The following is a 15,746-nucleotide window of genomic DNA, read 5'->3' as shown; positions in this document are numbered from 1 at the left end:
GATGAGCAATTATTACCGATGCCATCCATCTTTATCCCGGTACATGAATGGCTATCACAGTGCCTTTGCCGGGTTTGCTGTCGAAGTCGAGCGTGCCTTTGAGGTAAGTGATCCTGGAAATGATATTCTTCAATCCGATCCCTTCAAAATTATCTTTGTCGGCAAGATCAAATCCATGGCCGTTATCTTCAATCGTAGCTACAATTCCATCGGCCTCTTTGATGAGGGAAATGTCGAGATGATTGGCACCCGAATGTTTCAAAACGTTGTTCACACATTCCTGTATCACCCTGTACAAAACCGTTTCGGTATTGGCTTCAATGCGTTCGCCCAGGCCTTCGGTATAGAGCGTCACTTTCATCACACGCGAATCGATCTTGTCGATGAATTCTTTCACAGCACTTGCCAGCCCGCTTTTCAGCAAGCCGTTGGGCATCATCTGGTGGCTCACACTGCGTATTTCCCTGCAGCTTTCATCTACAAGATTGATCACATTTTCAAATGCTTTTTTCTGGTTTTCATCGCTGAATGTAAGCTCGTGTTCAAAAACAGACAGGTTCATTTTTGCAGCGCTCATCAATTGGCCTACACCATCGTGTAATTCTGCGGCGATGCGTTTCCGTTCGTTCTCTTCCGCTTCAATGATAGCTTTGGTAGATATATCCTGCTGTTTCATCACTTCCTGCTGTACATGCATCCTGTCAGTGAATTGCCGTTTGCGGTAAAAGAAAAAACCGATGGAAGTCAGCAGCGCCAATGCAATCACCAATGCCACGATGAAATAATTTTTCTTGGTGATGGCCGCCTGTTGCAATTTCAACTGAGATTCTTTTTTCTCCGTCTGGTATACGGTTTCAAGCTCCGCGATCTTGTTTTCCGTACTGGCATTGATCATGCTGTCCTTGTACTTGTAAGCGGTCTTCAATGCTACTATTGCACTATCCGACTGGTTGTTTTTACGGTATACTTCGGTGAGCAAAAGATAAGCCTGGTAAATGCCTTGTTTGTATCCTTTCAATTTCGACAGAGAAATAGAGTGCTGCAGGTTGCCGATAGCTTCGGTATATTTTTTCTGCATCAGCGATAGCTGCCCGAGATTGAGATAAGTATCGGCCATTTGTTTCTGGTTGGAAAAAGTAGAATCCAGCAAGAGGCTTTCGTGAAAATATTTTTTTGCAAGATCAAATTTGCCGCTGTACATATAACAGTTGGCCATATTGTCGTACAAAGGCGATTTGAGGTAAGGCGAATTTTCTTTGTCGCACAAAAGAATGCCTTCGTTGTCCAGCGCCAGCGCCTCTTCATATTTTTCTTCCATACCATAAATGTTGGCAAGTGTGTGCAGTATGGTCACTTTTATTTTTACATCGTTTACCGGCACGGAAGAAATTTCTTTCAGTACAGCTTCGGCCCGCGGCAGGTCATCTTTCAGTTGGTATACCTGCGCCATCAGCAGTTTGCTTCTCATAACACCCAGCTGGTCATTCAGTTTTTCAAAGATCTTTACAGCAGCCAGCGATTTTTCAATCGATTTGCTGTAATTGCTTTTATTGTAATAATAACCGGCATAGTTAAGGTTGCACGCAGCGAGCAAAGAATCGTTCTTCAGTTTTTCACTGATCGCCTGGGCCTTATCGATATGTTCCAGGCCGATCTCATAATTTGATTTTACGGCATGGGCAAGATTGATGCAGAGGTGTGCTTGTGCTTCGCCATATTCGTAATTTTCTTTTTCGGCGAGTTGCAATGCAGATATGGCGAGATCGAGAGCACTATCCGGGTCGCTGGAGCGAATCGTCCACGAAAGGCGGTTTCCAAGATCTGTTTTTTGTTTGGAGGAAGTAGCCGCGGCGTATTGCCTGTAAAGCGTTTCCGTTTCCTTATTTTGGGCAAAGCCCCCAAAAGAAAGCAGCAGAAGAAATAATATGGTCAGTTTGGTAAATTTCATTTTAACTGATGTCCAGTACATCCTGCATCGTGAATATGCCTTTTTTATCTTTTATATATGTGGCTGCCATCACCGCTCCCATGGCAAAGCCGCTGCGGTTGTGAGCAGTATGTATGATCTCGATATCGTCTATCGGCGAACTGTATTTTACATGATGGGTGCCCGGTGCAGGATCGATGCGTTTGCTGATGATCGAGAGCTGATCGGCGTTTGTTGCCGCTTCATTTACCCAGGTTGTCTTGTGGAGGTTGTGCAACAAGATCTGCTCCGCGATGGTAATGGCGGTGCCGCTTGGGGCATCTTTCTTTTCGGTATGATGGATCTCCTCTATGGCCACATCGTATTCGTTGTGCTGTGCCATCAGCGAAGCAAGCCTTTTATTTATTTCAAAAAAAATATTTACGCCGATGCTGAAATTGCTGGCGTATAACAATGTGCCGTGTTTTTCGGTACAGTAATTTTTCACTTTTTCCCATTTATCCAGCCAGCCGGTGCTGCCACTTACGATGGGGATGCCGGCGTCGATGCAGGCCATGATATTCTTCACGGCGCTGTTGGGGTTGGTAAATTCGATGGCCACATCCTGCTGCTGCAGGTTTTCCTTTGTGAGCGCATCCTGGTTATCGGCGTCAATTTTCAGCCCGATGGTATGCCCTTTCTGCAAGGCGATCGCTTCAATGGCTTTGCCCATTTTGCCATAACCGATGAGTGCTATCTTCATAATTCAAATGTAATGTGTATGATGGTTTGTCCCGTACCCTGTACGGGGTATTTATCGGGCAATAAATATACTTAGGATAGTTGAAAGTTGAAAGTTGAAGGTTGAAGGTTGAAAGTTGAAGGTTGAAGGTTGATGGGAGAAAGTTCGGGGAGAAAGCATTATCCATTATCCATTATCCATTAAACAGTTTTCCATTACTTTATCGCCAATATTAAACTTATCCCATTGGTTTTGGCAAGTGGGCTATAACCTGCTTTAATGCGGAACGACAGGTCATCGCTTACGTCGAATGTCTTGAGATGTGCATCCACGGCCGCATCTGCCACATTGAGCCCCCAGAAGAAAATGAAGAATAAGACGGAATAATCCACGTTTTGCCTTACTGAGTTACGAAATGCACGGATCCTTTCGGGTGATTTGCGTACGCTGTAATAAGGTTCAGGGATCTGTATATCATTGGCCTCGCTGGTGTCGGAAGCAAGTATGTAGGCGTTTTTAGCTTCTTTGTATTGTTTCAGGTTACGAAAGAAGAGGTAGCCGGTGGTGCCGAGTGCGCCGTATACGAGTGGCACTTTCCAGTATTTTTTGTTGGTGATCTGTCCCCAGCCCGGTACTATCGCCGAGCGGACGATGGCTTTCCGTGGGCTATATGGCTTTACGGAATCTGTTTTTAAGAGAAAATCGCGGGCCAGCGGCTTTTTGTCTTTGGGTAAAGTTTTGGCGGTACTGTCGTCATCGGCCACTTTTGCCGGATTGTTTGTCTGTGCAATACCAGTAGCAGCTGTGCAAATAAATATGCAGAAAATTATGAAAGTTCTTATCAAAAGCATCAGCTCACTTTAATGTTCAGTTTTTCCAATAAAGCGTTCAGTTCTTCCAGTGAATAGTATTCGAATAAGATACTGCCATTGCCTTTTTTGCTGTGCGACAGTTTCACTTTGGTGCCAAACGTGGACGCTAAATTATCTTCTATTTTTTTATAAGCAGCCGGAAGTGCAGGTTTTACAGCACTTTTAACAGTACCCGAACCTGTGTAGATCTTTCTTACCAGGTCTTCCGTTTGCCTTACAGATAAAGCATTCTTTTTTATTTCAGAAAAAATGAACAATTGTTTGTCTACCACATCCACATTGATCAATGCCCTCGCATGGCCCATGCTGATGGTACCATTGCGCACCGCCACCTGTATGTCTGGTGGAAGTTTAAGAAGCCGGATATAGTTGGTGACCGTGCTGCGCTCTTTGCCCATGCGCTCTGCCACCTGCTCCTGGGTATATTCCAGGTCGTCCATGAGGCGCTTGTAGCTGATACCGATCTCGATGGCGTTCAGGTCTTCCCTCTGTAAATTTTCCAGCAGCGCAAGTTCGAGTATCTGGCTGTCGCTGGTTTCGCGGATGTATACCGGCACATCTTTCAGTCCGGCTATCTTTGAAGCACGATAGCGGCGTTCACCTGCAATGAGCCTGTATTTTCCATTGCTCATGGCCGTCACGGTCAGGGGCTGTATGATATTATGTATCTTGATGGAAGCAGCGAGTTCGCTCAATGCCGTCTCGTCAAAATCCTTCCTGGGCTGGTTGGGGTTTACTTCGATCTGATCGAGCGGGATACGCTGACTTACTGTAGTTTTTTCTACGATCTCCGTCTTCAGGTTACCTGAGGTGGTTTTGAGGTCTGCATCTATATTCTGCAGGAGGCTGCGGATACCTTTGCCTAAAACATCTTTTTTACTTTGAGCGCTCATGATAGAATATGCAAATGTGCCAATATGCAAATATGCCAATAGTATTGGCAGTTTTTTACAAATTTTACGGCACTTTAATTTTAGTAGTTAATGATTAAAAGGAAGTATCAAAACCTGGTTATTTTGCAGATATGCATAGTGGCACATCTGCCTGTTTAACTCATTACCTTGTCTTCCTGATTTATTTTCGTAAGGTTATTTTTCTGTAATATCTCTTTGGCCAGGTTCAGATAATTCACTGCACCCTTGCTGTCGGAATCATATAGTATCACCGGTTTACCTACACTCGGCGCCTCACTCAGCTTGGTATTGCGGTGGATGATGCTGCTGAAGACCATTTCTTCAAAGTGGCGGCGTACTTCGCTTACCACCTGGTTGCAGAGGCGGAGCCTTCCGTCGTACATTGTCATCAGGATGCCTTCGATCTTGAGGTCGGTATTGAGGCGGTTCTGAACGATCTTCACCGTATTGAGCAATTTGCCCAGCCCTTCCAGTGCGAAGAATTCCGTTTGTACCGGCACCACCACGCTATCGGCGGCTACCAATGCATTTACAGTAATAAGCCCGAGGGAAGGGGAGCAATCGATCACGATGAAGTCGTATTCGTCCCTGATAGGCTCGATGATTCGTTTCAGTACACTTTCCCTGTTGGGATAATTGATCATTTCTATTTCGGCGCCCACCAGGTCGATGTGCGAAGGGATCAGGTCGAGGTGGGAGATCTCCGTTTTGAGGGTGACTTCCTTTGCCGGTGTTTCATTCACCATGCAGTCGTACAGGCTGCGGGTCACATTGTGGAGGTCGAAACCCACACCGGTGGTGCTGTTTGCCTGAGGATCGGCATCTATCAACAATGTCCGGTATTCTAAAATGGCAAAACTCGCTGCCAGGTTGATAGCAGTCGTGGTTTTTCCTACGCCTCCTTTTTGATTTGCAATTCCTATAATTCTTGCCATAATATTGAATCCTCGTTTTAATCTCCTTTTACCGCGTAGAACAAAAGAAAAGAGGGTTTACGCAGATATTTTTGTATCCTGCGAAACTTCTGCTCCATTTCCTCTCAGCGGTGATTTACAAATAACGGAATAATTTCATTGTTATCTCATTAAATCTGCTTCAAAAGGCGACATCTTGGCAAAAATAACCATTCGGTATAAAATTGGGAACTTCCAGGCATAAATAGTTTGGCAGGCTATCGCCAATCAGATTAATTTTACATTCTGATATGATTACAATAATATCCGGAACCAACCGGAAAGCCAGCAACACCAGGAAAGTTTCCCTTGAGTATCAACGGTTATTACTGGAGAAAAATATCGAAGCCCGGCTACTTTTGCTCGACGAGATTGATATGACGGTTCGCAACCAGGTGTTTATCGAAACAGAGAACGAACTGCTCAAGCCTGCCCGGAAGTTCATCATTGTGATGCCCGAATACAACGGATCTTACCCCGGGATATTGAAGCTGATGATGGATAATACGGATGTATCAAAAGTATGGTGGCACAAAAAAGTACTGCTGACGGGGGTGGCTACCGGCCGTGCCGGCAACCTGCGTGGAATGGAGCATCTTACAGGAAGTTTGCTGCACATGAAGATGCTGGTGCACCCGAACAGGCTGCCGATCAGCCTGGTGGACAAACTGCTGGATGCGGATAATCATTTTGCCGACGCGTCCGCACTTCGTGCGATCGATACACAATTGGAAGAGTTTTTGGAATTTTGATCCCGCAAGCGGGATGAGAACGCAACACGGATTTTTATGATAATGATGATCTGTTATGATTTTTTTATGTGAGAATTAAATTCCTAAAATCAGCTTCACCAGATCTTATGGTCTTTGCAAATAGATCATAATAAATCATAAGGATCATAAAAATCTGCGTTGCGTATTAATTTTTGCCGGAGGCAAAAATCATTTTAAACTTATAAGCATGCGTACACCCATTGGCGTAGTTATTTTCATATCGATCATGCTGTTGCTCGATACTTATTTTTTTCAGGCGGTCAGAAGTGTTACTCAATCCGCATCACCCAAGGCAAAAGCCATCATTTATACTATTTACTGGGCTATCACGGCTTTTGCCATCGTAGGCTTCCTGTTATTTGTATATACCGAGCAAAATTTTCTTGGTAAAAAAATACGCACGTATCTTTTTGCCACCATCATGGGGCTGTTTTTCGCGAAGCTGGTAGCACTGATCTTTTTCCTGGTGGATGATCTGCGCCGCGGCATCCAATGGCTGGCCGGAAAACTTTTCTTCCGCAATACCGAAACTGCCACTATGGGCGATGAAGGCATCAGCCGCTCGGTATTCCTGAGCTGGATAGGCATTGCCGCTGGCGGCACTTTATTCGGAAGCCTGCTCTACGGGTTTTCCAACAAATACAATTATAATGTGAAGCGGGTGCAATTATCTTTTGATCATCTGCCGGATGCTTTCAAAGGGTTTAAAATAGTACACATCAGCGATATCCATAGTGGTAGTTTCATGAATCCCAAAGCCGTTTCTCATGGCGTGGATATGATCCTGCAGCAGGAAGCGGACCTCATCCTTTTTACAGGTGACCTGGTAAATGATAAGGCTTCCGAAATGGATGACTACAAAGCGATCTTCAGCAGGCTGAAAGCGCCGATGGGCGTGTTTTCCACGCTTGGCAACCACGACTACGGCGATTATGTGCAATGGCCTGCGGATGGTATCAGTAAAGCGCAGAACCTTGAGAACCTGAAAAAAGTACATGCCGACATCGGTTGGCGATTGCTCATGAATGAGCATGTGGTATTGGAAAAAGGCGGGCAGCAGATCGCTTTGCTGGGCATCGAAAACTGGAGCTCGAAAGCCCGTTTCCCCAAACACGGGCGCATGGACCTGGCGCATGCTGGCACCGAAAAATATCCGTTCAAGATATTGATGAGCCACGATCCCAGCCATTGGGAAGCGCAGGTGCAAACACAGTACAAAGATGTAGACCTGATGCTCAGCGGGCATACCCACGGAATGCAGTTTGGCGTAGAAATACCCGGGTTCAAATGGAGCCCCGTGCAATATATGTACAAACAGTGGGCGGGATTATACGAAAGCGAAACGACGAAACAGAAATTATACGTTAACCGCGGATTCGGGTTTATCGGATATCCGGGCAGGGTGGGAATATTGCCGGAGATCACGGTGATAGAGCTTATATAATTGATAATTGATAATTAATAATTGATAATTAATAATTGATAGTGAGTTTCGGGGTTGAAATTTCTTTGCTGCAGTTGGGACTTATCGCATAACTCATACCTCATAACCCGTAACTCACTACCCGTAACTGTTATAGTATGGCTGCAAAAAATAAAACAACTGTTCCTTTTACTTTCCAGGTGAGCGACTCCATTACGGTGTTACTCATCACTTGTGTAGTAGCGGCTTTCTTCGCGGTATTGCTGTGTTTCTACCCGGGGCCGGGATTTTTGGGCGATATGTTCTGGCCACTGCTGGCCTTGCCGGGCTTGCTGGCATTGGGTACAGGGTATAAATTGCTTACTCGGAAGCCGATCCTGCAGATCGATTCCAAAGGGATTATTTTTTTTCGTTCAGGCATTACCGTTAGCTGGAAACAGGTGCAGTCCGCACAACTGGTAGTGGTAGGCGAGGGGGATGACGCGGAGGATTATCTTGCAGTAAAATACATTAATGCACAGCGTACGGCCATCCTGGAGACAGACTTTCATATCACCGGTGCAATGAATAAAACGCCGGGGGAGGTAATGGCCGCCATCGAATACTTTAAGAAGTAAGGAGAATAGATAAATGATTAATGGATAATGTGTGCATGCGGGTTTATGATTGAAAAAAGTTGCTTTTAGCAGTATATCTATATCCCTTATTCAATTATCTACCAACCCTTCCTGTATCGCTATCTTCACAAGCCCTGCCGTGTTTTTTACTTTAAATTTCTGCAACAGGTGATTGCGGTGATTTTCAATTGTCCGGAGGCTTAAAAATAGCTTGTCTGCAATTTCTTTGTTGGTGAACTCCGCCACTATCAACTGTAGTATTTCTTTTTCCCTGCGGGTAATAGCGGTGGCCGGCGATTGGTCGGTAAGGCTTTTCAGCAACTTGTCCTGTATTTCTTTCTGCAGGAATTGTTCCCCTTCATGCACCGCTTTTATTGCCTGTATGATCACTTCAGGATGGGCATCTTTAAGCAGGTAGCCCTTGCTTCCCTGCTGCAGCATTTTTTTTATCTGGACAGAAATATCGATGTTGGTCAGTGCGATGATCTTTACATCCGGGTATTTTTTATGAATGATGCCGGCCAGTTCTATTCCTGTTTTACCGGGCATTTGTATATCCAGCAGTAATACGTCGGGCCTGAGCAGCCGTAAGCCTTCGAGCAATTCTTCTCCGTTGGAAAACGTACCGGTGATATTTATTTCCGGGCTTTCGGCCAGTATTTTCTGCAATCCATTTATGATGATGGATTGGTCATCGGTGATCATAACGTTAATCATGCGGTTTCAAAATTTTCCGGTTGAAATTCCAAATAAAACCCGGTCCCTTTTCCTGTTTCGCTTTTTATTTCAAGGGAGCCGTTGAGTTCTTTTACGCGGTTGTGAATGTTTTTTAATCCCATACCATCCGCATGGTCACCATCCTGTTTCATGCCGATGCCGTCGTCTTCTACCGTAATGCTCAAAGAATTATCCGGGTGAAAATTCAGTTGCACCATCGCGGTTTTTGCCCGGGCATGTTTTATGATATTATGTACCAGCTCCTGTATGATCCTGTAGATGGTAAGGTCGTACGATGGGCCGATGTGCTGCTGTTCCCCAAAAGACTGGAAGCTGATGGTAGTGGTCCCTTTGCTGCTCAGCCTTTCGCAATAAGCGGCTACGGCGGCCGAAAGTCCTTCCTGTAAAAGGGTTTCAGGTATCAGGTTGTGAGCTGCCTGCCGCAATTCGATACCGGCTTCTTCCAGTAATTTCAACCCATCGGTAAAATCGCCGGCGCTTTCCTGCGGGATTTTTTTCCTGGCCAGTTCGAAATTCATTTTTGCAGCCGATATCAGCCCGCCGATCCCATCGTGCAGTTCCCGGGCCATACGCGTACGTTCTTTTTGCTCCCCGGCAATACTGGCATTCAGCCTTTCGATCTTTATCTTTTGCTGAAGGTTGTCGATCTTTTGCAATTGCAGCTTTTGTGTACTTACGTTCCGGTTGCGCCACAAGGCAAAGATGACCACTATTAAAAATGCAAATAAGGAAATGCCGGCCAGGAGAAAGTTCTTGTTGCGGTTACTGTTATTTACTTCTGTGAGCGTAAGTTTTTGCAATGCCAGCTCTTTGTCTTTTTCGGCTATGCCATACCTGACTTCCAGCCTGCTGATCATATCTATCTTGTCTTTTTTGCTCAGGCTATCGTAAAGTTCCAGGTAGATGTTTTTTTGTTCCAATGCTTTTTTATAATTGCCCATGGCTTCGTAAGAATCTGCAGATATCTTATAGGATTCCACGATCTCGTTCCGGAAATGGCTGCCGGTTTTTTTTAATTCTTCATGTGTCCTGCTCAACAACGCGATTGCCGCTGCATATTGTTTTTGCTGGTACAAGGCTTTGGCAGTAAGGAAATCGATGAAAGTGATGTAAAAAGCGAGGTACTTGGTTTTTGCCGGGTCTTTGCCGATCTCTTTTATTTCCGAAATATATTTCATCGCTTCATCCGGCTCATCCTGCTGAAGGTAAGTATCCGCTATATTGAAGAGCGTTGAGATCTTTCGCTGAACGCCCAGTTTTTTAAGGCGTTCCCGTTCATCAATGTATCTTTTATAAAAATAACGGGCGCTGTCAAATTGCCGGATACCATGGTAATAGGCACCTTGTATAAAATAAACGCTCGATCTGCCATCTTCCTGGTCTGTTATTTTTTTTGCGGCGGCATTCGCCTTTTCTACAAAGCGCCGTATGGTTTTTAAGTATTCTTTATTGGAAACAGAACCATAATCCAGGTTTACCCAAAAAATGGTCAGCTTGGTAAATACCGCTACCGCAAATTCCGGATCGTTGATATTGCCGGCTTCCATTTCTGAACCCAGCAGGTAATAAAAATAGGCAGAAGAATCTGTCTGGCCCTTTTCATCATACGATTCCGCCAGCAGCAAATGGGCTTCGGCTTTATGTTCCACCGTGCCCCAGGTATTTTTTTCAAATTTGTCGAGTGCGATTCTGGCCAGTTGTATCGACTTATCATTGTTACTTCCGAAATACCATTTTCCCATTTTGATGGAAGCCAATGCAACACCTTTATCAAAACCGGTTTTCGCACTTTTCTTCAGCGCTTCATCGAGGTATTGGAGCGCCTGGTCGGGGGATTTATCCGTAAGCCCCATAGCTTTTTCTATCAGCCTGAGAATGCTGGAAGTGTCCATCCCGCTTTCCTTTTCGGCCTGGCCATAGCCGGGTAAAATTTTGATAAACAACAAAATAAGTATCAATAAAGCCCGCTGTAAGAAGGTAGCTTTTTTGCAAAAAGCAAAAGGGGATATGATCGATTTCTCCAGGAGCATTTAGTTTTTACGATGTAGTTTTTGGCTGACCGGCAGGTAAATGTACAAAATCGTGGAGAAATGTGGTGGGATGGGTGCCGGATACCGGATACGGTTCAATCATGCGGGTTGGGGCCTTGATCCATTCCTTCGCTACCTATCAGGTCTCCGCCACCTTCCGGTACAATAAAAAAAGCCGCAGTGTTTCTCAACAACTGCGGCTAAACCAAAATTGAAAAAAGACTTATTTCAGAAAGTTATATTTCAGTAAAACTTCATGTGCATTGGAACCATTATCAAACAGGCTGATAGGCGTCTTGTAAACATCATAGGTATAACCTATGGTGAGTTTTTTGTGGATATGCAACCCTGCGGTAAGCATCCAGCTTTGCCTTGCCCTTAAAGCAAGGCCCCAGAAAAATGCCTGGTTGTGTTCCACCCTTACACCACCCTGGAATTCGGTAGGGGCATTTGGTAAGTATGTTACGAGGAAGTTTGGTGTGATGGTGGTCGCGCCATCCACGTCCCAGTTGTAAGAGCCGTGTGCATAATAGTGGCGGTACAACCGGGCCACTTCGCTCCGCTGTAAATTACCGCTGTAAAAATCAAGTTTTGACTGCACCAGTTGAGTAACCGAAGCACCCAGCTGAAATTTTTCGGTGGTATATGATATGCCGAAACCTGCATCAAATTTCATCCGGTTGTCGCTTGCACCCAGTACAGGATCTGAAGCCAGGGATTCGGACAGCTTCGACTTGTTGATGGAATACTGTTGCAATTTGGTTTCAATACCCAGCGAAAAATTTGCACCGTTGTTCATGAGGATATGTTTTGCCAGCGCCAGCTGGATACCGGTCCTGCTGGTAGGCCCTGTCTTATCGTTATAAACATAACCGCCAATGCCGATCTTTTGTTTCGGAAGCGCAAACGAACCGAATACGGTAATCGTTTCGGGGCTTCCACTGATACCGCTCCATTGGCTGCGATAGGTAGCGCCCGCTGTGCCTTTTACTTCAGGCTTTTGAAATACACCCGCCATGGACGGATTGTTAATTATCCCCTGCATATCATAAAAGGAAGAGTTTTGCAATTGCTGTGCGTTGGTAATATAAGCTGTGCTTAAGATAAATACCAACAGGATATATTTTTTCATGATTGTTGTAGTTTAAATTTTACCTTAAGATAGTTACGTCACCTTTCAATGTCACTGTTTTATTATTGATCAGCCTGTACGTAAGTACATAATAATAAGTGGCATCCGGAACAGGTTTTCCTTTGTAGGTTCCATCCCAGTCATTGCTGTAATTATCATTGCTGTACACGAGGCTGCCATACCGGTTATATACTTTTGCGCCGATCTGTGTGGTACAGGCGCTGCCGTTGGTAACGATCCATCTTTCGTTGATGCCATCGCCATTAGGTGTAAACGCATTGTTTATTTTGATGCAATAAGGCAATACGGTTACCGTAGCATCATCGGTAGAAGTACAGCTGTTGTTGTCTTTTACGGTTAATGTATACACCGTGGTGGTAGTTGGCTTGGCCAATGGCGCCAGGGTATTGGCATTGCTGAGTGTTGCCGCCGGTGTCCAGGCAATAGAGCCTGCGCCGTTGAACACAGTTCCCTCCAGTAATACAGCATCCCCCTGAACGATCGTTTTGTCAGCACCCGCGCTGATGACAGGGCTGGCTTTAATGGTAAACGAGCTGGTAGCCGTTTTTACGCAAGCGCCCAAAGTAGCAGTAACGGTGTAAACGGTATTGCTGTTCCCGGCAGTAGCAACCGGGTTGCTGATGCTGGCCGATGATAAGCCCGCAGCAGGCGACCAGGCATACGTAGCGCCGGCCAGGCTGGTAGCCGTGAGCTGCACCGGAGCGCCGGAGCAAACGGTAGTATCCGATGGAGATACCGCTACAGTAAGGTTGTCGGTAAAACCGATCGCTACAGTTTTAGTCAGCAGGCCGCAGAAAGCGTCTTTAACAGTGATCGTATAGTTGCCCTGTGTCAATCCTGTAAAGCTGCCGGAAGGCTGGAATGCGCCTCCATTGATGCTGTAAGAATAGGGAGGCAAGCCACCGGTAGCATTGATCACGATGCTTCCCGCATTGGCGGTAGCGCAGTTGGTATTGGTAATTACTTCGGTAGTATTTACGGCAATGTTTGCCGGGTTGCCATATTCCATGATAGCGCCGTTGGCTACCGGGGCAGAAAAACCGCTTACGATCAGCTTCCTGTTTTCGAAAGGAATACCTGCCGGAACAGTGCGTGGAGAGAATGCCATGGTTTCAAACAGGCTGTTGATGGGCGCTATATCCATTGTCCAGGTAGTACCGCCATCAGTGGTTTTAAACAATGAGCTTCCGGCGGTTACATAACCATTGTTGGCGTCCGACATGCAGAGCCCGATCAGGTTGCCCACCGGGAATAATGCAGGGATGTTGCCCGTGATATCTGTCCAGGTAGTACCGCCATTGGTGGATTTGTACACCCGTTTGATACCGGTGCTGGTGAACATGTTGCCGATAGCGAAAACGGTGTTTTCATCCAATGCCTTTATTTCGGTATAAGAAATGAAAGCATTTGGAAAGCCGGTCGGGCCTTCATTTAAAGCCGGGAAGGGATTGATGCTGGTCCATGTGGTACCGCCATCTGTTGTCTTATAAATGGAGTTCCTTGATCCTGCCAGGTAACCTACGTTCCTGCTGGCAAAAGATATTTTTGATAAGTTGGGGGCAGTTGTTCCCATAGGGAAACCGCCTATCGCGGTCCAGGTGGCGCCTCCGTCAATGGACCTGAAAACACTGGATGTTCTTGATGCGGACGGAACGCTGAACTGGCTGTATCCTACGGCCCATACCGTATCGTTGCCAATGGCTGCTACATCCAGCATCTGGAAGTTGAAGTTGGAATAAGCCGGATCGAGTGTTGTTCCTTTATCGGTGGAAACATATACCACGCCGTTGCTTACCGCGAAATAGGATTTGGTAAGTGTAGGGTAGGCTAACCCGCCGATGCTGTAGAAGGATGCGGCAAAATCGGGCCTGCTCTTGTCGAGCCATGTATTGCCGCCATCTTCGGTTACGCTAATGTTTGAGCCACCCGCGAGGATACCATTGTTGCAATCGGGAAACTCCGCATCGGAATGGGAAGCGGTGAGCGGTATGGAACGATACGTGCTTTGGAATACGCCTCCGGCGGTGGAATCGGCTACTACGCCATTTGCACCCATGGTGAGGAATTTACCGGAAGGTGATATGTCCATTGCCCAGGTGGCATTGTCGCTGAAGTTCTTGCCTTGCGGAAGGCTTTTTTCCTGTATCCAGTTGCGGCCGGTATCTACGGACGTCCATAGGTTACCAAAGTTAGCCGGGGCATATAGTTTTCCGTTTGCTGCTTTTTTGATCGTGTATGGATTGCTGGCAAGCAATACCTGCGGGTTAGGAATAGACGGGCCTGCATTGGGGCCTGCCGTTGGCGGGAAAGGGAAATTGAGCAGTTCGTATTTTCCTTTCTCATATACGCCCGGAAGATTTACATTGAGTGTGCTGTCGTTTACCCCCGTTTTTACTTTTACCACGATGTTGTTGTTGAAAGACATCAATACGATCGTAGAATCGTTGATGATGCTCAGCGCCCTGAACAGCTGGCTTTGCGGCGTAATGCTCCCGAAAGTAGTGGTACAGGTAATGGTATTGGTATTGATACCGGTGTAACCCAGCCGTTCTTTGCTTAAAGAATAATCAGTGAGTGTGCCGTTCTTAAATTTCCAGACAAGGGAAGCATTGTTGGAGCCTGTACTGGTAGTCGTTCCTGTTGGTAAACAGGTAGCGGCAACTGCTGAGGGGAATCTTGGGAAAAGGCTGGAGCCTCCGCCGGTGATATAACCCGTGTTATCGTCGGCAAACTGTATGCGATGAATTTCCTTTCCTTTGGCGTCGATGTTCCATGCCAGTGGAGGCAGGTTCGGATTGTTGATATAACCAACAACGGTTTTGCCGCCGATGGGCGCATTCAATGAATCCCAGGTAGCACCTCCGTTAATGGTGAAATATAATTTGGGGATAGAATCGAGCGTGTTGAATTGCCCGGCAATGTATCCTTTGTTCTCATTGATGAACCAGCAGGTGTTGATGTTCCTGGCGTTGCCGAAAAGAGGTGTCTGGATGAAATTCCAGGTAGTTCCGCCATCGTTGGTCTTGGCCATACAACCGGCAGAACCTACTACGTACGCCACGCTGGACGATACATAGTGGATATCGCTAAGGCTTGATTTGGTGCGAAGTCCCGCTGCGTTTACAAAGGTGAACGGCCCGTAGGTCCAGTTGGCGCCTCCATCAGTGCTTTTTGCTATGCCTCCATCGCTTCCAACAGCAATCACATTGTTGTTATCCAGGAAATCAACATCGAGTACGGTAAACCCGAATTGCCTGGGATTGCTGAATTTCCAATTAACGGTATTGTAAGATCCTTGTCCAACCACCTGGGCATGAGCCGCACCGGCCAGCAGCGCAAAAATCACCACCAGGTAAAGTGTAAAATTTTTTCTCATGAAGTTTCTTCTCATTTTGTTTTAATTGTTTGGTTAAAATAGACGTTGCAGAACCGGAATATTAAAAAAGGATTTTAAGCGGGAAACGTACTTTTTATTAAAGGCCATAAAAGTATATTTTAAACATATTTTATTTATGAGCATAACTACTCCATTTGATAAATAGGTGTTACTACTCAATTTTGTGCTTTCGGCTAAAAATCATACTGGTATTGGGTTGAAGGTGATATTTAAGTGGTTAATTTGTAC

The 15,746-nt window shown here is 45.8% G+C and carries 12 protein-coding genes; 3 read left to right on the top strand and 9 right to left on the bottom strand.

The window, feature by feature from the left end:
* Positions 1–31: 31 nt before the first annotated feature.
* From EGI32_RS07360 to EGI32_RS07340, 5 genes are all read right to left on the bottom strand, one after another.
* Positions 32–1,948 (bottom strand): tetratricopeptide repeat protein, encoded by a 1,917-nt coding sequence (locus EGI32_RS07360; RefSeq protein WP_255154738.1) that lies wholly within the window; start codon positions 1,946–1,948, stop codon positions 32–34.
* 1 nt (position 1,949) lies between these two features.
* The gene (dapB, locus tag EGI32_RS07355; RefSeq protein ID WP_255154737.1) at positions 1,950–2,669 is read right to left on the bottom strand and encodes a 4-hydroxy-tetrahydrodipicolinate reductase; all 720 of its coding nucleotides are present in this window, start codon (positions 2,667–2,669) and stop codon (positions 1,950–1,952) included.
* Between the two features lie 194 nt (positions 2,670–2,863).
* Complete coding sequence (locus EGI32_RS07350; protein WP_255154736.1) at positions 2,864–3,499, bottom strand: DUF5683 domain-containing protein; 636 nt, start codon at positions 3,497–3,499, stop codon at positions 2,864–2,866.
* Positions 3,499–4,413: a ParB/RepB/Spo0J family partition protein gene (locus EGI32_RS07345; protein WP_255154735.1), complete on the bottom strand. Its 915-nt coding sequence runs from the start codon at positions 4,411–4,413 to the stop codon at positions 3,499–3,501. Before EGI32_RS07345 ends, EGI32_RS07350 begins: the two co-directional genes overlap by 1 nt.
* A 155-nt stretch (positions 4,414–4,568) precedes the next feature.
* Complete coding sequence (locus EGI32_RS07340; protein ID WP_255154734.1) at positions 4,569–5,369, bottom strand: ParA family protein; 801 nt, start codon at positions 5,367–5,369, stop codon at positions 4,569–4,571.
* A gap of 269 nt (positions 5,370–5,638) precedes the next feature.
* On the opposite strand from EGI32_RS07340, the gene EGI32_RS07335 reads away from it, so the two are divergent.
* The 3 genes from EGI32_RS07335 to EGI32_RS07325 all read left to right on the top strand — a co-directional run bounded on the left by EGI32_RS07335 (position 5,639) and on the right by EGI32_RS07325 (position 8,200).
* Positions 5,639–6,139 carry an NADPH-dependent FMN reductase gene (locus tag EGI32_RS07335; protein ID WP_255154733.1) on the top strand — a complete coding sequence of 167 codons (501 nt, stop codon included), beginning with the start codon at positions 5,639–5,641 and terminating at the stop codon, positions 6,137–6,139.
* A 208-nt stretch (positions 6,140–6,347) separates the two neighbouring features.
* A complete protein-coding gene (locus tag EGI32_RS07330; protein WP_255154732.1) occupies positions 6,348–7,604 on the top strand; it encodes a metallophosphoesterase in 1,257 nt (418 codons plus the stop codon).
* 137 nt (positions 7,605–7,741) lie between these two features.
* Entirely contained in the window at positions 7,742–8,200 is a 459-nt protein-coding gene (locus EGI32_RS07325; protein ID WP_255154731.1) for a hypothetical protein, read from the top strand.
* A gap of 90 nt (positions 8,201–8,290) precedes the next feature.
* On the opposite strand, the gene EGI32_RS07320 is transcribed toward EGI32_RS07325, so the two are convergent.
* From EGI32_RS07320 to EGI32_RS07305, 4 genes are all read right to left on the bottom strand, one after another.
* The gene (locus EGI32_RS07320; protein WP_255154730.1) at positions 8,291–8,917 is read right to left on the bottom strand and encodes a response regulator transcription factor; all 627 of its coding nucleotides are present in this window, start codon (positions 8,915–8,917) and stop codon (positions 8,291–8,293) included.
* Entirely contained in the window at positions 8,914–10,881 is a 1,968-nt protein-coding gene (locus EGI32_RS07315) for an ATP-binding protein (RefSeq protein WP_255154729.1), read from the bottom strand. Before EGI32_RS07315 ends, EGI32_RS07320 begins: the two co-directional genes overlap by 4 nt.
* 310 nt (positions 10,882–11,191) lie before the next feature.
* Positions 11,192–12,100 (bottom strand): PorP/SprF family type IX secretion system membrane protein, encoded by a 909-nt coding sequence (locus EGI32_RS07310; RefSeq protein ID WP_255154728.1) that lies wholly within the window; start codon positions 12,098–12,100, stop codon positions 11,192–11,194.
* A 19-nt stretch (positions 12,101–12,119) separates the two neighbouring features.
* Entirely contained in the window at positions 12,120–15,497 is a 3,378-nt protein-coding gene (locus EGI32_RS07305) for a YCF48-related protein (RefSeq protein ID WP_255154727.1), read from the bottom strand.
* Positions 15,498–15,746 lie beyond the last annotated feature (249 nt).

This window comes from Ferruginibacter sp. HRS2-29, assembly GCF_024343615.1.
Lineage (GTDB): Bacteria > Bacteroidota > Bacteroidia > Chitinophagales > Chitinophagaceae > Ferruginibacter.
Note: the sequence above shows the minus strand (reverse complement) of the source record. Positions and strands in the feature narration are given on the sequence as shown.